Below are 19,603 nucleotides of genomic sequence, written 5' to 3'. Positions count from 1 at the left end.
AACCCGGTCAAGGCAACGGCCGTCTCAGGATGTGGCGTGAATAATTTGGCTCTGCCGGGTGTTGTAATACGTGCAGCCTGCCGGAAGGCTCTTGTTGACGAACGTCATCGCTCCAATAGTGACGCCACTGCCAATCTCGAGTTCGTCGGCGATGATGCAACTGTGCGCGCCGAGGCTCACGTCATCGCCGATCACTAGAGAATAGTTCAACCGCCCGAGCGTCTTGATGCCGACCGTGGAATTCTGCCGGATGAAGAAATTCCTGCCGATCTGCGCATAACCGGTAATGACTACGCCCGGCAGGTGAGCGATCCGGAAGCCGGGGCCGATCTGCGCAGCAACGCTGATGTCTACCGCATAGCGTCGATTCAACTTGCGTTGCATGCGCAGTGCATAACGTCGCCGTAGCCCACCCTTGCCGTAGAGGAACTGGGCCAGGCGGAACTGCAGTAGATAGCGCAGCACGTTGCTCTTGTAGGCACGTTTCACGATGTTGCTGAAAAGCCCGATGCGGCTACCAGGCTTCTTCTTGTTCGAGATTTCGCGCTTCCAGCATTCGATCAATTGCTGCAGATCCATCACGACCTCGCTCGCAGACGTTTGCCACCCGCCGCTGCAATTTCTGCTTCAAGCAATGCATCCAGTTGGGTGGGCTCGACCTTCGGCACAACGCTGGCCGGCAACCGGCTGCCCTGCGACAGATTGAATAGCCTCAGCGGGTACCGGGGCGAGACCTTCTCGGCGACGATCCGGAAGCTGGGCAGGATGTAATCCTCGAAATCCTCGTCGAGGCTGCTGGGCAATGCGGCCGCTCCAGTTTCATAGAAGCGTCCGATACTCTTGTTCAGGTCCATGCCAACGATGAAGACCTGGCTGAACCCCAGATGACAAGCTAGCTGCGTCGCGGCGTAAGGGATCGTACGGCCGCCGAAATAACCCTTGCCCATATCACGGCTGAAGCCGATACGATTGGTCTTCCTGTACAACAGGGAGAACCCGCAGATCAGATCGGGATCCTTGCGGATGGACCAGGCATAGGAGCGATCGGAAAGCGCAGCCACGCCATGGCGGCGGTTGGCCCGTTCCAGCAGCAGGATGCCCGCTCGTTGCGGCAGCAACATCGGATCATGGCGATGCAACTCCTGGAAGCAGTTCAGGCTCATGGCTAGATGGGTCGCGTTGCGCGCGCCGAGGCAGGCGAGATCAGGGCGATCACGCACAAAACCGGGATCGTCGCAGATATAGAAGAATGGGGTGATCTGCTGGTCGACACAGCGAACGATGGAGCCGTTCATCGCGATGACGGGCCAGTCCGCATAGCGGGTCAGCGGAAACTCACCGGCGGAGGGCCCGGAGGCGAGCAGAAACACGCTGCCCTGGTAACGCCCACGGCATTCTCCGAACTCGACGACAGGAATCTGAACGCTTCCCTCGCCCAGCCAGCGTCGACCACCTTCCAGCTTCAGTTCCAACATTTGCAATCGCGCGCTCGTCAATGAATTGCCAAAGGGCACAACCAGCGTCCAGGCCGGTAGATAGGAAGGGAGACCCGCAGCCGCGTCAGTTGGCTCGGGCGATAAGCGCCTTCACCAGCGGCAGACTCCAGAACTCCCGACGCACCGCCTCATCGCAGAAGCGGGTCTGCAGGCGCTGGTCCATCTGTTGCGCACACATCACCCGCTGCTCGCGGTCCAGCACCGACAGGTGCCGCAGGCCTTCGGCCAGCGCTGCATCGTCGCCGAGCGGGAACAGGATGCCCAGCCCTTCGACGATCTCGCCGGCACCGCCACCCGAAGTGGAGATCAGCGGCACACCGGCAACCATCGCTTCGAGCAGGACCATGCCGAACGGCTCGTGATCAGAGGTCAGGGCGAATACGTCGAACGCCTTGAAGTAGCGTCTGGCGTCAGGAACCTGGCCGAGGAACAGCACGCGATCGGCGATGCCCAGCTCACGCGCCAGGTCCTTGAGTTCATCTTCCAGGCGCCCCTTGCCGAGGATCGCCAGCAGGCTGTTGTGCGGCAGGCGCGGCAGGGCGCGGGCGAAGCCGCGCAGTAGGGTGGCCTGGTCCTTGTCCGGATGCAGGCGGCCGACGTTGCCGACCACCCAGGCGTTGTCCGCCAGCCCCAGGTGCTGGCGCGCCGGATAGCGCTCGACCTGCATGGCCTGCAGCGCATCGACGTCGACGCGGTTGTACAGCGTCTCGATGCGCTCCTGCGGCCAGGCCGGCAGGCAGGCGCGGATTTCGTCGCGCACCGCGTTGGAAACGCCCAGCAGGCTCAGGCGCTCGGCAAAGAAGCGCGCGAACAGCTTGCGCCCCAGGCGCTGGAAATCGCCGAAACCGTGGTGCACACCAATGATCGGCAGCTTCGTGCCGAGCATGGCAATCCAGGTCGGCTTGAAGCGGTGCGCAATGCAGAAACGGAAATCGCGGGACCGGGCGATCTCGCGCAGATCGCGAATGGCCTTGAGCTTCAGCCCGCGGATATCCCGCGAGCTGTAGTCGAGGAAGAGCACTTCGTCGCTGGCGCAACCGACCACGACCTCGGGGTCGGGCGCACCGGTGAGGAACACCGTGGTCACCCGGTAGCCGGTGCCGGCGAACAGGCTGGCGTACTGACGGGCACAGTCGAGGAACGGCCCGTCATAGCCATGGCAGAACTGCAGGACGCGCGGTTCAGCCGACCGAGTCATGGGACTCCACGCCATCCTTGACCACCAGGATGTCCTGCATGATCAGGTATTGCAGGTCCGAGCCGTAGAACATGTTCAGCGCGTCGGTCGGCGAGCAGACCATCGGCTCGCCACGGCGGTTCAGCGAGGTGTTGAGCGCCACGCCGTTGCCGGTGAGCTTCTCCAGCTCCTTCATCATGTCGTAGTAGCGCGGGTTGAACTCGCGCTTGAGGACCTGGGCGCGGGAGGTGCCGTCTTCATGGACGACTTCCGGCACGCGGGTCTTCCACTCTTCGTTGACCTCGAAGGTGAAGGTCATGAAGGGCGCCGGATGGTCGATCTTGAACATCTGCGGGCCGACGGTATCCAGCATCGACGGGCAGAAGGGCCTCCAGCGCTCGCGGAACTTGATCTGCGCGTTGATGCGGTCGGCGACGCCGGCGATGCTCGGGCAACCGATGATCGAGCGACCGCCCAAGGCGCGCGGGCCGAACTCCAGTCGGCCCTGGAACCAGGCCACCGGATTGCCCTCGACCAGCACCTTGGCGATGTGCTCGGGCACATTGTCGATCTTGCGCCATTGCGGCTTGGCCTCGTGGCGAGCGCAGGCGGCGATGACGTCTTCGTTGCTGTACTCCGGGCCGAGGTAGACGTGCTCCATCTTCTCGACCGGCACACCGCGCTCCCAGGACACGTAAGCGGCGGCGCCAACCGCGGTGCCGGCGTCGCTGGCCGCGGGCTGCACGTACAGCTCCTTGACCTCGGGACGGGCGATGATCTTCTGGTTGAGCTTGACGTTCAGCGCGCAGCCGCCGGCGAAGGCGATCTTGCCGGTCTCGCGGATGATGTCGCCCAGGTAGTAATCCATCATCTCCAGCGACAGCTTCTCGAACAGTGCCTGGATGCTGGCGGCGTAGTGGATGTAAGGGTCGTCGGCGATGTCGCCTTCACGTTTCGGGCCGAGCCACTCGATCAGCTTGGGCGAGAAGTAGTAGCCCTTGCCCTTTTCCTTGTAGCGACGGAAGCCGATGACGTTGGCGTAGTCGGTGTTGATGATCAGCTCGCCGTTCTCGAACTTGGCGAGGCGGGAGAAATCGTACTTGCTGGCGTCACCGTAAGGCGCCATGCCCATGACCTTGAACTCGCCGTCGAGCATGTCGAAGCCGAGGTATTCGGTCAGCGCGCCGTACAGGCCGCCCAGGGAGTCCGGATCGTAGAACTCCTTGATCTTGTGGATCTTGCCGTTCTCGCCGTAGCCGAAGAAGGTGGTGGCGTACTCGCCCTTGCCGTCGATCCCGAGGATCGCGGTCTTCTCCTTGAAGCCGGAGCAGTGGTAGGCGCTGGAGGCGTGGGCCAGGTGGTGCTCGACCGGCTGGATCTTGACCTTCTTCAGGTCGAAGCCCAGCTGCTGCAGGCACCACTGGATGCGCTTGTAGTAGCGGTGGTAGCGGCGGTTGCCGAGCAGGATGGCGTCCAGCGCGCGGTCCGGCGCATAGGCGTAGCGCTTGGCGTAGTGCCAGCGGGCCTTGTCGAAGATGCTGATGGGGGCGAAGGGAATGGCCACCACGTCAACGTCCGACGGCTTGATCCCGGCCTGTTCCAGGCAGAACTTGGCCGACTCGTAGGGCATGCGGTTCTTCGCGTGCTTGTCGCGGACGAAGCGCTCTTCTTCGACGGCCGCGACCAGCTTGCCGTCGATGTACAGGGCGGCGGAAGGGTCATGGCTTACGGCGCCGGACAGGCCGAGGATGGTCAATGCCACAGGGTCTAGCCTCTTTCATCTGGGCGGGTGCGCAGGCACCCGCGGTAAACGTTCGTCGAGCAGCTGGTGCAGTGCGCTGCCCTCTGGCCAGTTGCGCAGGAAGCGCGCACGGTCGCGGGCATAGGCGCGGGCGAAACTCGCTTCTCGCGAGTGGCGCTGCATGGCATCGAGGTCGATCAACGACCACTGCCCGCCTTCGCCCTGCTCCTGCCAGAACAGGTTGTGCCCCTTGAGGTCGCCGTGGCTGATGCGTTCACGCACCAGCGCCGCGAACAGTCTGTCCAGGGCCGCAAGATCCGATTCTGGCGGCAAGCCGCCTCCCTCCGATTGATCCAGGTAGGGTTTGAAACGGGCGATTATATCCTGACCCGCCAGGTAATCGGTAATCAGGAAGGCCGGCCCGCGCAGCCACAGCCAGCGCCGCTCGATCACCGCCAGGGGTTTGGGCGTGGCGATACCGAGGAAGTCCAGGCGATTGCCTTCGCGCCAGGAGGCCCAGGCGCGGCTCGGGCGCCAGAAGCGCTTGAACCAGTGCAGCAGGTTCTTGATGTTGTAACGCTTGATGACCAACGGCCGGCCGTCGAGCTCGACTCGGGCAACCGTGGCGGCCCCGCCGGTCTTGTAGATATGCCCTTTTGAGATGAAGGCGTCGGGATCGGCCAGCAACGGCTGCAGGCCCGGCTCTTCCTCGCGGCGCACCGCGCGCAGACCGAACGGCCCCTTGAAGACGCTGAACAGGCTGCAATCGCGGGCGATCTTCTTCATCAGGTCGCCCACGCGCCAGCGGCGCACCCTGGCGATTTCCTTCTGCAGGGCCTCCAGCGGCAGCGCGTGCTCGCCATTGGCCAGCAGGTAGTGGATCAGCAGCTCTTCGAGGAAAGGATCGAGACTGGCCGGCAACTGGGCGAAGAACACCCCGAGATTTTCCAGCACATGCCTGCGCGACAGCGGCTGGCCCGGGGCTTCCGCACGGATGCCGGCGCCGTCGATGAGGTAGAGCTTGCCGGCGTGGCGCAGCAGGTTGTCCAGGTGCAGGTCTTCCTGCCACAGGCCCTTGAGGTGCAACTGGGCGATGGCGGTCAGCGCTTCCGCGATGACGGCGGTCTGGCCGTCGGACAGCAGCGGTTCGCCTTCCACGGCGCGCCAGGCATCCCAGAGGCTCTGGGCGTTGTCGAGGAACTCGAAGAGCAGCCAGCCGCCCTCGCCGTCCTTCAGGCCATCGGCCAGCAGTTGCGGTGTGGTCAGGCCCTGCTCTGCAAGCAGGCGCACGCCGTCACGCTCACGCTGGAAGTGCCGGGCAGCCTTGCCGCCGACCAGCAGCTTGGCCAGCACCGGGCGGCCGCGCCAATTGGCCGCGCCGACGTAGCGCTGCCCGGGCAGTACGCGCAACAGGCCGTCCAGGCGCAGCTCGGCCGGGCCGGCGCCGTCTTCCAGCTCGATGCGCAGGGGCAGCGACGGAGCGCGGCCGGCATCGCGCAGGGCGGACAACCTCATGCGCGGTTTTCCTTCTTCTTGCGGCGTGCGCCCAGGCGGCGGTACCAGTCGTCGACCTCCGGACCACCCGAGGCAGTACCCAGATAAGCCGCCAGCAGGTTACGCACGTCGGCCTCGTTCCAGTCCGGCGCGCGGCGCAGCAGCGGCTCCAGGTCGCGCACGCGGTCGCGTTGGCCGAACCACAGCGGACGGGTCTTCTCCAGGTCGATCAGGGTCGCCTCGAAGGCGTCGTCGGTCTCGCGCAGGAAGATGTGCTTGGGATAGAAGCAGCCGTGCATCTGCCCGGCCTCATGCAGGCGACGGGCGAGCATGCCGCAGGCACGCAGGACTGCCTGGCGCCGTTCGGCGGGCAGGTTCGACCAGCCCTGCAGCAGGCTGTCCAGGTCGCGCCAGCCATCCAGGGCACGGGTCATGAGGATCGCCCGGCGCTCGCCGCCGACCTGCCGCGCGCCGAAGAAGGCAGCCTGCATCGACGGAATGCCGAGCTGGTGATAGCGCTGGATATTGCGGAACTCGCGACTGAAGGTCGGTTCGCCCAGCGGGTGCTTCAGGCTGCGGGTCAGGTGGTTGCTCTGGCGCTTGAGGTAGTAGGCGGTGCCGTCCAGCTCCAGGCGGTACACGCTGCTCCAGCCGCCACGCTCGGTGTTGGGCTCGTCCACCGCATCCAGCTGCAGGGCCCAGAGGGCGTCGAAATCGGCCAGGGCGTTGCTTTCCAGCAGGGCCTGGTCGCCCTCAGCAATGAAATCCTTCACTCGCGTCCCTCGAAGAAATGGACGATCTGCCGGACACGTTTCTTGTCCGACGCGTTCAGTCGTTCGCGGCGCCGGTACAGCAGGTAGAACTGCAGGCGCTGCGTGTAGGAGAGGTGGTACTTGGCGACCTTGTCGAGGGTGGCCAGGTCCTTCGTGATCCGGTAGCGCAGCATGAAGCTGCCCCAGAAGTCACCGATCGGGCAATCGATGAAGTACACCGTGCCCTCCCCGTCGACCAGAATGTTGCGCCACTTCAGGTCGTTGTGGGTGAAGTGGTGGTCATGCATGGTCCGCGTGTAGCCGGCCAGCTGGCGCATGACATGCGCGACCCAGGCGCGATCCTTCAGGCGCGGATCGCCCTGCTTGGCCAGGGCGTGCAGGTCTTCGGTGCCGACCAGTTCGCGGGTGATGATCGCGCCACGGGAGAAGCCGCCATTGGTGCGCTCCAGGCCGTAGGCCACCACCTGCGCGGTCGGTATGCCCCACTTGGCGAACTGCTTGAGGTTCTGCCACTCGGCCTTCACCCGCGGTCGCGGCAAGTAGCGACGGAAACCCTTGCCCGGCTTGCGATAGCGCTTGACGTAGTAGCGCACGCCATCGCGCTCCACGCGCACGACATCGGACATCGCGTCCTTGGTGATGCGCTCGCCTTCGAGGGCGAACACGGCATCCAGGCTGCCGAAATCGGCGGCGAGGTGCTGGTAGTCGGCTTCGAGTACCCAGCCGGCCATCAGAGCAGGTCTCCGTAACGTTGTTTGCGGTCGTAGAGCTTGGCCGCCTTGCGTTCCATCCACGCCAGCAGCGCGGCTTCCTCGCGGAGGATGTCACGCAGCGGGCGCTGGAAGTAACCGCGCAGGAAGCGCAATTTGTCGCGACGGGTAAGGCCGATGTCCAGCGCCGAGAAGTACAGCGCGGCCAGGTCCTTGTTGCGCCAGCGGCGTGGCGTGGCGCTGCGGGTCTGGGCGCGGTGCAGGTCGATCACCGACAGGCGCAGGTCGTCGGCACTGATCGGGCGGTCGGTGTGCAGCAGGAAGTGGCAGATGTAGCAGTCGCGGTGGTTGACCCCGGCGCGGTGCATGGTGCCGATCATCTTCGCCACCTCGGCGATCAGCGCGCGCTTGAGCCGCGGCTCGGGCGGCGTCTGCAGCCAGTCGAGGGAGAAGACTTCCAGGTCGGTGGTCGGCGCCAGTTCCTCGGTGACGATGAAGGAATGCTGGCTGGCCGGATTACCGCCGCGCTCGCCGTAGGCGACCGAGGTCATGGTTGCCACGCCGGCCTGGTGCAGACGCTCCAGGGCGCGCTGCTCCTGGCCTGCGCCAAGCACCGGAAGCTTGGCGCTGAACAGGTTCTTGACGATCTCGCCCCAGCCGATGCCGCGGTGGATCTTGACGAAGAAGCCACGCCCGTCAACTTCAGTGCGCAACGTGCGGCGGCCTTCCAGTTCGCGGTAGACCTTGCCCTGCAGGCGCTCGACTTCGACAAAGGGGTCCTTGCCGGCCCAGAGGGTCTTGAAGGGTTCTTTCAAATCCAGCTTCACGGCACAGCCCTATCTGTAGGAGCGAGCTTGTGACCCACATGGATGTGGGGAATGCCGGAAGCCGTAGGGAACGGCTCCGGCCTCGCAAATGGGGTGGCACGATCCATCCGGCTGTTCGCGAGCAAGCTCGCTCCTACGAAAGCCAAAGCGTTCATGCATGCCCCCGCAGGATCACGTCCGCCGCATGCTGCGGCATGCTGTAGAGATCGGCGGTGTCGGCGAAGGCCAGGCCGTTGCGCGACCAGTCGGCACGCGCGGCGCCGTCTTCGAGCATTTCCTGGAGCATGGCGTTCAGCCGCTCCTGCTCGAAGGGCGACGGCACCACGCGGCCGGCTTTCGCCTCGTCGATGTAGTGGGCATAGCCGCAGACGTCGGTGACCAGCACCGGCAGGCCCGCGACCAGCGCTTCCAGCAGCACGGTGCCGGTGTTTTCGTTGTACGCCGGGTGGATCAGCAGGTCGGCGCCGAGCAGGAAGCGCGGGATATCGCTGCGCCCCTTGAGGATCTGCACGTTGTCCGAGAGGCCCAGCGCCTTCACCTGCAGCAGGAACGGCTTGGGATCGTCCTGGCCAATGGCGATCAGGCGGGTGCGCTTGCGCAGCGAGCGCGGCAACGCGGCCAGCGCCTTGAGGCTGCGGTCCAGGCCCTTGGTCTTGAAGCCGGAGCCGATCTGCACCAGCAGCAGGCCATCGTCGCCCAGTTTGAACTCGCTGCGGAATTCGGCGCGGATTTCGCCGGCGTTTGCCGGTGCCCGGCGGTCCTGGGCGATGCCCGGCGGCAGCAGGTGGAAGCGCGCCTCGGGGGTGCGGTAATGCTTGATGAACAGCGGCTGCTGCACCTCGGAGATCATCAGGATCTCGGTCTTCGATTCCGGCGCGAATACCGCACGCTCGTAGTCGGCGAAGTGCTTGTAGCGGCCCCAGCGGCGGTAGAAGGAATTGCGCAGGGTCTGCGCCTTGTCCTCGAAGCAGCCGTCGGCAGCGTAGTACACATCCAGGCCCGGCATCTTGTTGAAGCCAACCACCCGATCTACCGGCGAGCGCGCGAGGTCCGCGGCCAGCCAGGCGCTGAATTTCTCGTTGCGGCGATGGTTGAACAGCGACTTCACCGGTGCCACGCGCACGTCGAAGCCGGGCGGCACCTCGCCTTCCCAGATCGGCGTGTAGACACGGATGGAGTGGCCGCGCTTCTGGCACTCCAGGGCGATGCGCATGAAATCGCGCTGCAGCCCGCCGAACGGGAAGTATTTGTAGAGGACGAAAGCCAGGGTCATCGAAGCGTCTCCGGGGCCAGCAGCAGCGCCTCCAGCTGGGTCGACACGCGCTGCGGGTTCAGGCGTGTGAAGCACAGAGGCTGTTCATGCCGCAGGTCGAACTGGCGCTTGTCTTCGGCCGTAGGCTGGTAAGTACAGGTCTTCTGCAGGCAGGGCGCGCAAGAGGGCCAGTCGCTGGCCAGGTGCACCTGCGAGCGCCCGTAGGCGCCGGTCAGACCGGGATTGGTCGGGCCGAACAGCGACAGCGTCGGCACATCCAGCGCGGCGGCCAGGTGTCCGAGCCCGGTGTCGACCGCCACGCAGGCGGAAGCGCCGGCCAGCACCTTGGCCATGCCTGCGAGGGATAATCTGGGGAGTACCGAGGCGTTTTCCAAGCCTTCGGCGAGCCGTTCGGCGCGCTGCCGCTCAGCCTCGTTGCCCCAGGGCAGGCGGACCGACCAGCCGCGCTCGCCCATGCGCTGGGCCAGCTCGCGCCAGTACACCTCGGGCCAGTGCTTGGTCACCCAGGTGGTGCCATGCAGGAACACCAGGTAGGGCTCGGCCTCCACCTCGTCCAGCAGGCGATTGCGGTCCAGGCCGTAATCGCCGGTGCCGGCGGGCAGCGGGTAGTCCAGCGCCTGGGCGAACAGCTGGCGCACGCGCTCGACGGCATGCTGGCCCCAGGCGACCGGATAGGTGCGGTTATAGAAGCGGCTGGCAGCCGGCTCGCGGGCGGACTCCTTGTCCAGCCCGGCGATCGGCGTGCGATGGCGAGCGTAGCGGGTCAGCCAGGCGCTCTTGAGCAGACCCTGGGCGTCGATCACCAGGTCGTAGTCGACTTCCTTCAGGCGGCGCTTGAAGCGACTCCACTCGCCGTTCTTGAGCGTCTGCCAGAGATTCTTGCGCCAGCGGCGGATCGCCACCGGAATCACCTGGGCCACGGCGGGGTGCCAGGCGGGAATCTCGGCGAAGCCCTCTTCCACCACCCAGTCGAACTGGATGCCGGGAATGGCGCGGGCGGCGTCGGTCAGAGCCGGCAGGGTGTGGATGACATCGCCCAGGGACGATGTCTTGATCAGCAGGACCCTCATTCGGCGCTTTCCACGTCCACCGGGTCAGCGACCAGTCGATCCAGCGCTTCGATCACCGGGCGCGGCTTGAGCTCGCGCAGGCAGTTGTAGTGGCCGAAGCGGCACACGCGGTCGAAGCAGGGGCTGCATTCCAGGCCGAGGCGGACGATCTCCACCTGGTCGGCCAGCGGCGGCGTGAACTGCGGCGAGGTGGAGCCGTAGACCGCCACCAGCGGGCGGTTCAGCGCGGCGGCCACGTGCATCAGGCCCGAATCGTTGGTGACTACGGCACTGGCGCAGGACATCAGATCGATGGCCTCGGACAGGGCGGTCTCGCCCGCAAGGTTCACCGACTCTTCACGCAGGCCGGGGATCAGGCGCATGCGAATGTCTTCACCGCCGGGGTGGTCATTCTTCGAGCCGAAGATCCATACCTGCCAACCGGCGCGTATCTTCACCTCGGCGACCTTGGCGTAATACTCCGCCGGCCAGCGCTTGGCCTCGCCGAACTCAGCGCCGGGGCACAGCGCCAGCACCGGGCGGTCCAGGCTCAGGCCGAACTTGGCCAGCGCGGCCTCACGGCTGTGCGGGTCGATGGCCAGGCGCGGCTGTGGATAAGGCTGCGGCAGCTCCGCCCCCGGCTCGAAAGCCAGGGCCATGAAGCGCTCGATCATCAGCGGGTAGCGCTCTTTATCCAGCGCGCGGATGTCGTTGAGCAGGCCGTAGCGCATCTCGCCCTTCCAACCCGTGCGCTTGGGGATGCCGGCGAAATAGGGCACCAGCGCCGACTTCAGCGAGTTGGGCAGGAGGATCGCCTGATCGTACTGGCCCTTGAGGGTCTTGCCGATACGGCGACGCGAGGCGATGTCCAGCACACCGTGGCCGAGCGGGAAGCTCAGGGCCTGGCGCACCTCGGGCATGCGCTCGAGGATCGGCCGGCTCCAGTCGGGCGCCAGCACGTCGATCACGCAGTCGGGGTGCCGCTGCCTCAGACACTGGAAGAGTGTCTGCGCCATCACCATGTCGCCCACCCAGGAGGGGCCTACGATCAGAATTCTCATGCCTTTTCCAGAAACGACCGGGGAGGCTCTCGCCTCCCCGTACTCCATTCATCCAGCCGTGTGGCGCGTGCCCTCACGGTCGGGTGCCGAGCATCGAATGCCGGCAGTCTAGCCCAGCCGATCAGCCGGCCGGGCGGATTTCGTCACTCCCTGTGACCTGGCGCAATGGCATCACGCGCCTCGCTCCTGACATCTATATACCCGCGCAACGCAACTGACAGCGTGGGGCGCTCCGGCGAACATCATCGCCGGATGCTGGCTACTTCAGGGGAAATCGCAGCGATTCAGGTCAGCTCGAAAGCCTTCCACATCTGCATCACCATGCGTCGCTCGGCATGGAAGTGATCGCCGCTCACCACGCCCGGCTGCTTCTGCAGGGACAATCGGTGCGCAGCCGCCCGGTATGCCTTGTAGGCGTCCTGCAACTTCAGGACATCCTCGCCGGACATCAACCCGACCCGCTCCAGCGCTTCCAGAATCCGGATATTGTCGGTGAACTCCACCAGCTCCGGGTGCTGCCACGACCAGGCCAGGGCCGCGTATTGCACCATAAATTCGATATCGACGATACCACCGGCATCCTGCTTGAGATCGAACGGGGCCGCGGCCTCGAAGGCATTCGGCGCCGTACCGGCAGCGGTACTCTGGGTGCCGAGGTTGTCACGCATCTTGGCGCGCATCTCGCTGACCTCCTTGCGCAGCTCGGGCAGGTCGCGCTGCTGGCCGATGACTTTCGCACGGATCGCCTCGAAGGCCTTGGCCACCCGCTGGCAGCCCGCGAGTACGCGGGCGCGCACCAGCGCCTGGTGCTCCCAGGTCCAGGCCTCGCCCAGTTGATAGGCCTCGAAGGCGCGCAACGAACTGACCAGCAGCCCGGAGGCGCCACTCGGGCGCAGGCGCATATCCACTTCATAGAGCATGCCCGAGGGCGTCTGCGCGGTGAGGAAGTGGATGATTTTCTGCCCCAGGCGCGTGTAGAACTGCGCACCGTCGATGGACTTCTCGCCGTCGGTCTCGCTCTGCGGGTCGCCGTCGTGGATGAACACCAGGTCCAGGTCCGAACCGTGGCCCAGCTCCAGGCCGCCGGACTTGCCGTAGCCGATGATGATGAAGTCCGGATCGCACGGCGTGCCGTCCACGCGAGTAGGCCGGCCATGGCGCTGCACCAGTTGGTCCCAGGTCAGGACGAGTACCTGTTCGAGGATCGCCTCGGCCAGCCAGGTCAGGTAATCACTCACCTTCATTAAAGGCAGGGTGCCGGCGATCTCCGAGGCCACCACGCGCAGGCCGTGGGCCAGCTTGAAGTGGCGCAGGGTTTCCATCTGCTGCTCGAGGTCGTCCTCGGGGATGCGCATCAGCCGCTCACGCAGCTCGGCGCCCAGTTCAGCGGCCTGCGGCGGGCGGAACAGGCGCCCTTCGTTCAACAGCTCGTCGAGCAGGATGGGGAACCGGGCGATCTGCTCGGCCACCATCGGGCTGGCCGCGCAGAGGGTCAGCAGGCGCTCCAGGGCACCGGGGTTCTCGGTGAGCAGCACCAGATAGGCGGAGCGCCGCGCCACCGCCTCGATCAGCGGCAGCGTGCGCTCCAGCAGCACGTCCGCCGGGCCGCGCTCGGCGATCATGTTCAGCAGCCGCGGCATGAAGGCATCCAGCCGCTCGCGCCCCAGACGCTGCATGGCACGCACCTGCGTGCCATGGCGCAAGTCGGTCAGGCGCTTCCAGGCCTGCGCGGGTTCGGTGAACCCGGCGTCGGCGAACTGCCGGCAGGCGGATTCCTCGTCCACCGCCTCTTCCCAGAGCGGAATCCATTCGCCGCCGATGGTGGTGTCGACCTGGCCATCTTCGTCCTCGTCCGGGTCGGCGATGACCTGGCGGAAATGCCAGTCGATGCGATCGCGCCATTGATTGGTGGCCTGGTGGAACGCCGACCAGTTGGCGAAGCCCATGATGAAGGCAACGCGGATTCGCTCGAGTTCGTCCTCCGGCAGCATCTGCGTCTGCCGATCGGCGATGGCCTGCAGGGCGTGCTCGGCGTAACGCAGGAATTCGTAGCCCTCGCGCAACTCGGCGACCACCTGCGGCGGCAGGTAGCCCTGCCCTTCGAGGATCGCCAGCACGCGCAGCAGCGGCCGCTGCTGCAGGCTGAGGTCACGGCCGCCATGGATCAGCTGGAAGGCCTGGGCGATGAACTCCACCTCGCGGATGCCCCCGGCGCCCAGCTTGATGTTCTCGCTCATGCCCTTGCGCCGGACTTCCTGCTGGATCAGCTGCTTCATGGTGCGCAGCGCCTCGATGGCGGAGAAGTCCAGGTAGCGGCGGTAGACGAACGGGCGCAGCAGTTCCAGCAGGCGCTGGCCAGCTTCCTGGTCGCCGCCGACCACGCGGGCCTTGATCATCGCGTAGCGTTCCCAGTCGCGCCCCTGGTCCTGGTAGTACTGCTCCAGTGCGGCAAAGCTGTGCACCAGCGGGCCGCTGGAGCCGTAGGGACGCAGGCGCATGTCGACGCGGAAGGCGAAGCCGTCGACGGTAATGGCATCCAGCGATTTGATCAGCTTCTGCCCCAGGCGGGTGAAGAACTCCTGGTTATCCAGCGCCCGCTTGGCACCCTGGGTTTCGCCGCCCTCGGGGTAGCCGAAGATCAGGTCAATGTCGGAGGACAGGTTCAGCTCACCCGCGCCCAGCTTGCCCATGCCCAGCACGATCATCTTCTGCGGCAGGCCCGAGCGATTGCCGATGGGCACGCCGAACTGCTGGCAGTGGCGCTGGTAGAGCCAGGCCAGGGACTGGTCGATGCAGGCGTCGGCGAGGTCCGACAGGTCGCGGCAGGTACCCGCCAGGTCGCTGCGGCGGCTCAGGTCGCGCCAGATGATGCGTACCTGCTGGCGCCGACGGAAGCGACGCAGGCGGCGACCCAGTTCGTCCTCGTCGGCGCAATCGGCCAGCAGCGCTTCCAGCTGCGCGCCCATTTCGCCGGGCTGCAGGACGCGCTCCAGCTCACCGGTCGCGGCCAGCTCCAATAGAAAGGCAGGATCGCGCTGAACCTGTTCGGCAACGAAATCGCTGCCGGCAGTGACGCGGGAGAAATCGGCGTGCCGCTCGTCGGACCAGCTGTCGAAGCTGGCGATCTGCTCGGGGGAAAACGCGGCGATGGCAGTACGAAAATTCTGCTCAGCCCGCTCGGCGAGGGGCTTGAGAGTAGCCGGCAAAGCGGCCAGGGACGGCAGGCTCATGGTCTATCCTGAGTGGTCGGCGAGGCGACGGCATTCCTGTCTTTTCGTGCCCCTGTAGTTTTACTACTAACTTTTTCGAGGGGAGGGATGTATCCGCTGGCGATTTGTAGTAAAACTACAACCAGCCGGACGTACCCCGGAGCACTTCCAAGAATTCGCCGCGTCGCCCACGAGGTTGGCGCAGCTATCGGCAACGATCTACTGGCTTCCGATTCTGGAAGCCTTTCCGCCCTGGAGCAAGCCATGCAAGACCTCGATCCCGTCGAAACCCAGGAATGGCTGGACGCCCTGGAATCGGTCCTGGACCGTGAAGGTGAAGACCGCGCCCATTACCTGATGACCCGCATGGGCGAGCTGGCCAGCCGGTCCGGCACCCAACTGCCCTACGCCATCACCACGCCGTACCGCAACAGCATCCCGGTCACCCACGAAGCGCGCATGCCCGGCGACCTGTTCATGGAACGCCGCATCCGCTCCCTGGTGCGCTGGAATGCCCTGGCGATGGTGATGAAGGCCAACAAGAACGACCCGGATCTGGGTGGCCACATCTCCTCCTTCGCCTCCTCGGCGACCCTGTATGACGTTGGCTTCAACTACTTCTTCCAGGCCCCGACCGACGAACACGGCGGCGACCTGGTGTTCTTCCAGGGCCACGCCTCCCCCGGCGTTTACGCCCGCGCCTTCCTCGAAGGCCGCATCAGCGAAGACCAGCTGAACAACTTCCGCCAGGAAGTGGACGGCAACGGCCTGTCCTCCTACCCGCACCCCTGGCTGATGCCGGACTTCTGGCAGTTCCCGACCGTTTCCATGGGTCTGGGCCCGATCCAGGCGATCTACCAGGCGCGCTTCATGAAGTACCTGGAAAGCCGTGGCTTCATCCCCGCCGGCAAGCAGAAGGTCTGGTGCTTCATGGGCGACGGCGAGTGCGATGAGCCCGAATCCCTGGGCGCGATTTCCCTGGCCGGCCGCGAGAAGCTGGACAACCTGATCTTCGTCATCAACTGCAACCTGCAGCGCCTCGACGGCCCGGTTCGCGGCAACGGCAAGATCATCCAGGAACTCGAAGGCGTGTTCCGTGGCGCCGAGTGGAACGTCAACAAGGTGGTCTGGGGTCGCTTCTGGGACCCGCTGTTCGCCAAGGACACCGCCGGCCTGCTGCAGCAGCGCATGGACGAGGTCATCGACGGCGAGTACCAGAACTACAAGGCCAAAGACGGCGCCTATGTGCGTGAGCACTTCTTCGGTGCGCGTCCGGAGCTGCTGGAGATGGTCAAGGACCTCTCCGACGAGGAAGTCTGGAAACTCAACCGTGGCGGCCACGACCCCTACAAGGTCTATGCGGCCTACCACCAGGCGGTCAACCACAAGGGCCAGCCGACCGTCATCCTGGCCAAGACCATCAAGGGCTATGGCACAGGTTCCGGCGAAGCGAAGAACATCGCGCACAACGTCAAGAAGGTCGACGTCGAGTCCCTGAAGTCGTTCCGCGACAAGTTCGACATCCCGGTCAAGGATGCCGACCTGGAAAACCTGCCGTTCTACCGCCCCGAGGAAGGCAGCGCCGAGGCCAAGTACCTGGCCTCGCGCCGTGCCGCGCTGGGCGGCGTGATGCCGGTTCGCCGCGAGAAGAGCTTCCAGGTCCCGGTTCCCCCGTTGGAAACCCTCAAGGCCATGCTCGACGGCTCGGGCGACCGCGAAATCTCCACCACCATGGCCTTCGTGCGAATCATCTCGCAGCTGGTCAAGGACAAGGAACTCGGCCCGCGCATCGTCCCGATCGTGCCGGACGAAGCCCGTACCTTCGGTATGGAAGGCATGTTCCGTCAGCTGGGTATCTACTCCTCCGTCGGCCAGCTGTACGAGCCGGTGGATAAGGACCAGGTGATGTTCTACCGCGAGGACAAGAAAGGTCAGATCCTCGAGGAAGGCATCAACGAAGCCGGCGCCATGTCCAGCTGGATCGCTGCGGGTACCTCGTACTCCACGCACAACCAGCCGATGCTGCCGTTCTACATCTTCTATTCGATGTTCGGCTTCCAGCGTATCGGCGACCTGGCCTGGGCCGCTGGCGACAGCCGCGCGCACGGCTTCCTGATCGGCGGCACCGCCGGCCGTACCACCCTCAACGGTGAAGGCCTGCAGCACGAAGACGGTCACAGCCATCTGCTGGCGGCGACCATCCCGAACTGCCGCACCTACGATCCGACCTACGCCTACGAGCTGGCGGTGATCATCCGCGAAGGCTCGCGGCAGATGATCGAAGAGCAGCAGGACATCTTCTATTACATCACCGTGATGAACGAGAACTACGTCCAGCCGGCCATGCCCAAGGGCGCCGAGGAAGGCATCATCAAGGGCATGTACCTGCTCGATGAGGACAAGAAGGACGCCGCGCATCACGTGCAGCTACTGGGTTCGGGCACCATCCTGCGCGAAGTCGAAGCCGCCGCGAAGATCCTGCGCGAAGACTTCGGCATCGGCGCCGACGTCTGGTCCGTACCGAGCTTCAACGAACTGCGCCGCGACGGCCTCGCCGTGGAGCGCTGGAACCGCCTGCACCCGGGTCAGAAGCCCAAGCAGAGCTACGTCGAAGAGTGCCTGTCCGGCCGCAAGGGCCCGGTCATCGCCTCCACCGACTACATGAAGCTCTACGCCGAGCAGATCCGCCAGTGGGTTCCGAGCAAGGAATTCAAGGTCTTGGGCACCGACGGCTTCGGCCGCAGCGACAGCCGCCGCAAGTTGCGCGACTTCTTCGAAGTCGACCGCCACTGGGTCGTGCTGGCCGCGCTGGAAGCCCTGGCCGATCGCGGTGATATCGAACCCAAGGTCGTGGCCGAAGCCATCGCCAAGTTCGGCATCAACCCCGAAAAACGTAACCCGCTGGACTGCTGAGGAGAGGCACGATGAGCGAACTGATTCGTGTACCCGACATCGGCAATGGTCAGGGTGAAGTCATCGAACTGCTGGTCAAGGTCGGCGACACCGTCGAGGCCGACCAGAGCCTGCTGACCCTGGAATCCGACAAGGCCAGCATGGAGATTCCCTCGCCGAAAGCCGGCGTGGTGAAGAGCCTGAAGGTCAAGGTGGGCGACACCCTGAAGGAAGGCGACGAGATCCTCGAGCTGGAAGTCGAGGGTGGTTCGGCTACCGCCGAAGCGCCCAAGGCCGAAGCTCCGGCTCCGGCTGCGGAAGCTCCGAAGGCAGAGGCCCCGGCCGCTGCCCCGGCGCCGGCTGCCGCGCCCGCCGCTGGCGCCAGCGTCCAGGACATCCACGTCCCGGACATCGGCTCCGCCGGCAAGGCCAACGTCATCGAAGTCATGGTGAAAGCCGGCGACACGGTAGAAGCCGACCAGTCGCTGATCACCCTGGAATCGGACAAGGCCAGCATGGAAATCCCCTCGCCGGCTGCCGGCGTGGTGGAAAGCGTGTCGATCAAGATCGGTGACGAAGTCGGCACCGGCGACCTGATCCTCAAGCTGAAGGTCGCGGGCGCTGCTGCCCCGGCTGCCGCGGAACCAGCTCCGGCGGCTGCTCCGGCCGCTGCCGCTCCAGCCGCCGCTCCGGCACCGGCTGCTGCACCGGCCAAGGCTGCGGAAGCTGCTCCGGTGGGCGCGCCCAGCCGTGACGGCACCAAGGTCCACGCCGGCCCCGCGGTGCGCATGGTCGCCCGTGAGTTCGGCGTCGAGCTGAGCGAGGTGAAAGGCACCGGTCCGAAGGGTCGCATCCTCAAGGAAGACGTGCAGCTGTTCGTCAAGGAGCAACTGCAGCGCGCCAAATCCGGCCCGGCTGCGGGCGCTACCGGCGGCGCGGGCATCCCGCCGATCCCGGAAGTCGACTTCAGCAAGTTCGGCGAAGTGGAAGAAGTGGCGATGACCCGCCTGATGCAGGTCGGCGCTGCCAACCTGCACCGCAGCTGGCTGAACGTGCCGCACGTGACCCAGTTCGACTCGGCCGACATCACCGAGATGGAAGCCTTCCGCGTGGCTCAGAAAGCCGTGGCGGAGAAGGCTGGCGTCAAGCTGACCGTGCTGCCGATCCTGCTGAAAGCCTGTGCCCACCTGCTCAAGGAAATGCCGGACTTCAACAGCTCGCTGGCCCCCAGCGGCAAGGCGCTGATCCGCAAGAAGTACGTGAACATCGGCTTCGCCGTGGACACGCCGGACGGCCTGCTGGTGCCGGTGATCAAGAACGTCGACCAGAAGAGCCTCCTGCAACTCGCCGCCGAAGCCGCCGAACTGGCGGAAAAAGCGCGCACCAAGAAGCTCTCCGCCGACGCCATGCAGGGCGCCTGCTTCACCATCTCCAGCCTCGGCCACATTGGCGGCACCGGCTTCACGCCGATCGTCAACGCGCCGGAAGTGGCGATCCTGGGTGTCAGCAAGGCGACCATGCAGCCGGTGTGGGACGGCAAGGCCTTCCAGCCGCGCCTGATGCTGCCGCTGTCGCTGTCCTACGATCACCGCGTGATCAACGGGGCCGCTGCCGCGCGCTACACCAAGCGCCTGTCCGACCTGCTGGGCGATATCCGCACCCTGCTGCTGTAAGTGCTGCTCTTGTAAGTGTTGCAAAGGCCGGCCCGCGCCGGCCCTTCCTCTCGACGAGCACGCCACGCTCGTACTCTCCAGCCCTGCCGGATGGCGGGGCTTCTTTTTGTCCGGACCGGCGGTCACGCCTGGCTCCCGGCGCCGCCTCAACTTCGCACTGTGACGGCCGATACAGTCTTGGCTTGTCATGGCCCCGTGCCTCATGCAAATCTTGCCAACGCCCATAGA

General features: G+C 65.4%; 14 protein-coding genes. 2 read left to right on the top strand and 12 right to left on the bottom strand.

Features of this window, described 5'->3' with window-relative positions:
- Positions 1 to 24: 24 nt before the first annotated feature.
- The 12 genes from G4G71_RS05670 to glnE all read right to left on the bottom strand — a co-directional run bounded on the left by G4G71_RS05670 (position 25) and on the right by glnE (position 14,831).
- Positions 25 to 579 (bottom strand): serine acetyltransferase, encoded by a 555-nt coding sequence (locus tag G4G71_RS05670; RefSeq protein ID WP_169936009.1) that lies wholly within the window; start codon positions 577 to 579, stop codon positions 25 to 27.
- Entirely contained in the window at positions 579 to 1,475 is an 897-nt protein-coding gene (locus G4G71_RS05665) for a lipopolysaccharide core biosynthesis protein (RefSeq protein WP_169936007.1), read from the bottom strand. The genes G4G71_RS05670 and G4G71_RS05665 overlap by 1 nt, the downstream gene beginning before the upstream one ends.
- A gap of 85 nt (positions 1,476 to 1,560) precedes the next feature.
- The gene (locus tag G4G71_RS05660) at positions 1,561 to 2,694 is read right to left on the bottom strand and encodes a glycosyltransferase (RefSeq protein ID WP_169936005.1); all 1,134 of its coding nucleotides are present in this window, start codon (positions 2,692 to 2,694) and stop codon (positions 1,561 to 1,563) included.
- Positions 2,678 to 4,435 carry a carbamoyltransferase family protein gene (locus G4G71_RS05655; protein WP_169936003.1) on the bottom strand — a complete coding sequence of 586 codons (1,758 nt, stop codon included), beginning with the start codon at positions 4,433 to 4,435 and terminating at the stop codon, positions 2,678 to 2,680. Before G4G71_RS05655 ends, G4G71_RS05660 begins: the two co-directional genes overlap by 17 nt.
- 15 nt (positions 4,436 to 4,450) lie before the next feature.
- Complete coding sequence (locus G4G71_RS05650) at positions 4,451 to 5,929, bottom strand: lipopolysaccharide kinase InaA family protein (protein ID WP_169936001.1); 1,479 nt, start codon at positions 5,927 to 5,929, stop codon at positions 4,451 to 4,453.
- Entirely contained in the window at positions 5,926 to 6,681 is a 756-nt protein-coding gene (locus G4G71_RS05645) for a lipopolysaccharide kinase InaA family protein (protein WP_169935999.1), read from the bottom strand. The genes G4G71_RS05650 and G4G71_RS05645 overlap by 4 nt, the downstream gene beginning before the upstream one ends.
- Complete coding sequence (locus tag G4G71_RS05640; protein ID WP_169935997.1) at positions 6,678 to 7,412, bottom strand: lipopolysaccharide kinase InaA family protein; 735 nt, start codon at positions 7,410 to 7,412, stop codon at positions 6,678 to 6,680. The genes G4G71_RS05645 and G4G71_RS05640 overlap by 4 nt, the downstream gene beginning before the upstream one ends.
- The gene (rfaP, locus tag G4G71_RS05635; protein ID WP_169935995.1) at positions 7,412 to 8,218 is read right to left on the bottom strand and encodes a lipopolysaccharide core heptose(I) kinase RfaP; all 807 of its coding nucleotides are present in this window, start codon (positions 8,216 to 8,218) and stop codon (positions 7,412 to 7,414) included. The genes G4G71_RS05640 and rfaP overlap by 1 nt, the downstream gene beginning before the upstream one ends.
- Positions 8,219 to 8,369: 151 nt before the next feature.
- Positions 8,370 to 9,491, bottom strand: a complete 1,122-nt coding sequence (locus G4G71_RS05630; protein WP_169935994.1) for a glycosyltransferase family 4 protein — start codon at positions 9,489 to 9,491, stop codon at positions 8,370 to 8,372.
- Positions 9,488 to 10,561 carry a lipopolysaccharide heptosyltransferase I gene (gene waaC, locus G4G71_RS05625; protein ID WP_169935992.1) on the bottom strand — a complete coding sequence of 358 codons (1,074 nt, stop codon included), beginning with the start codon at positions 10,559 to 10,561 and terminating at the stop codon, positions 9,488 to 9,490. Before waaC ends, G4G71_RS05630 begins: the two co-directional genes overlap by 4 nt.
- A complete protein-coding gene (gene waaF / locus G4G71_RS05620) occupies positions 10,558 to 11,601 on the bottom strand; it encodes a lipopolysaccharide heptosyltransferase II (protein WP_169935990.1) in 1,044 nt (347 codons plus the stop codon). The genes waaC and waaF overlap by 4 nt, the downstream gene beginning before the upstream one ends.
- A 284-nt stretch (positions 11,602 to 11,885) precedes the next feature.
- On the bottom strand, positions 11,886 to 14,831 hold the full coding sequence (gene glnE, locus G4G71_RS05615; RefSeq protein ID WP_169935988.1) for a bifunctional [glutamate--ammonia ligase]-adenylyl-L-tyrosine phosphorylase/[glutamate--ammonia-ligase] adenylyltransferase: 2,946 nt from the start codon (positions 14,829 to 14,831) through the stop codon (positions 11,886 to 11,888).
- Between the two features lie 243 nt (positions 14,832 to 15,074).
- On the opposite strand from glnE, the gene aceE reads away from it, so the two are divergent.
- The gene (aceE, locus tag G4G71_RS05610) at positions 15,075 to 17,723 is read left to right on the top strand and encodes a pyruvate dehydrogenase (acetyl-transferring), homodimeric type (protein ID WP_169935986.1); all 2,649 of its coding nucleotides are present in this window, start codon (positions 15,075 to 15,077) and stop codon (positions 17,721 to 17,723) included.
- Positions 17,724 to 17,734: 11 nt separating this feature from the next.
- Positions 17,735 to 19,375, top strand: coding sequence for a dihydrolipoyllysine-residue acetyltransferase (aceF, locus tag G4G71_RS05605; protein WP_169935984.1), 1,641 nt, complete (start codon positions 17,735 to 17,737; stop codon positions 19,373 to 19,375).
- Positions 19,376 to 19,603: the final 228 nt, after the last annotated feature.

This window comes from Pseudomonas multiresinivorans, from assembly GCF_012971725.1.
Lineage (GTDB): Bacteria > Pseudomonadota > Gammaproteobacteria > Pseudomonadales > Pseudomonadaceae > Pseudomonas > Pseudomonas multiresinivorans.
Note: the sequence above shows the minus strand (reverse complement) of the source record. Positions and strands in the feature narration are given on the sequence as shown.

Bases quoted from the DNA above. Each gene is read 5' to 3' on its own strand.
- waaF (WP_169935990.1), bottom strand. From the start codon at position 11,601: ATGAGAATTCTGATCGTAGGCCCCTCCTGGGTGGGCGACATGGTGATG.
- G4G71_RS05650 (WP_169936001.1), bottom strand. From the start codon at position 5,929: ATGAGGTTGTCCGCCCTGCGCGATGCCGGCCGCGCTCCGTCGCTGCCC.
- G4G71_RS05670 (WP_169936009.1), bottom strand. From the start codon at position 579: ATGGATCTGCAGCAATTGATCGAATGCTGGAAGCGCGAAATCTCGAAC.
- aceF (WP_169935984.1), top strand. From the start codon at position 17,735: ATGAGCGAACTGATTCGTGTACCCGACATCGGCAATGGTCAGGGTGAA.
- G4G71_RS05630 (WP_169935994.1), bottom strand. From the start codon at position 9,491: ATGACCCTGGCTTTCGTCCTCTACAAATACTTCCCGTTCGGCGGGCTG.
- glnE (WP_169935988.1), bottom strand. From the start codon at position 14,831: ATGAGCCTGCCGTCCCTGGCCGCTTTGCCGGCTACTCTCAAGCCCCTC.
- waaC (WP_169935992.1), bottom strand. From the start codon at position 10,561: ATGAGGGTCCTGCTGATCAAGACATCGTCCCTGGGCGATGTCATCCAC.
- G4G71_RS05640 (WP_169935997.1), bottom strand. From the start codon at position 7,412: ATGGCCGGCTGGGTACTCGAAGCCGACTACCAGCACCTCGCCGCCGAT.
- aceE (WP_169935986.1), top strand. From the start codon at position 15,075: ATGCAAGACCTCGATCCCGTCGAAACCCAGGAATGGCTGGACGCCCTG.
- G4G71_RS05665 (WP_169936007.1), bottom strand. From the start codon at position 1,475: ATGTTGGAACTGAAGCTGGAAGGTGGTCGACGCTGGCTGGGCGAGGGA.
- G4G71_RS05660 (WP_169936005.1), bottom strand. From the start codon at position 2,694: ATGACTCGGTCGGCTGAACCGCGCGTCCTGCAGTTCTGCCATGGCTAT.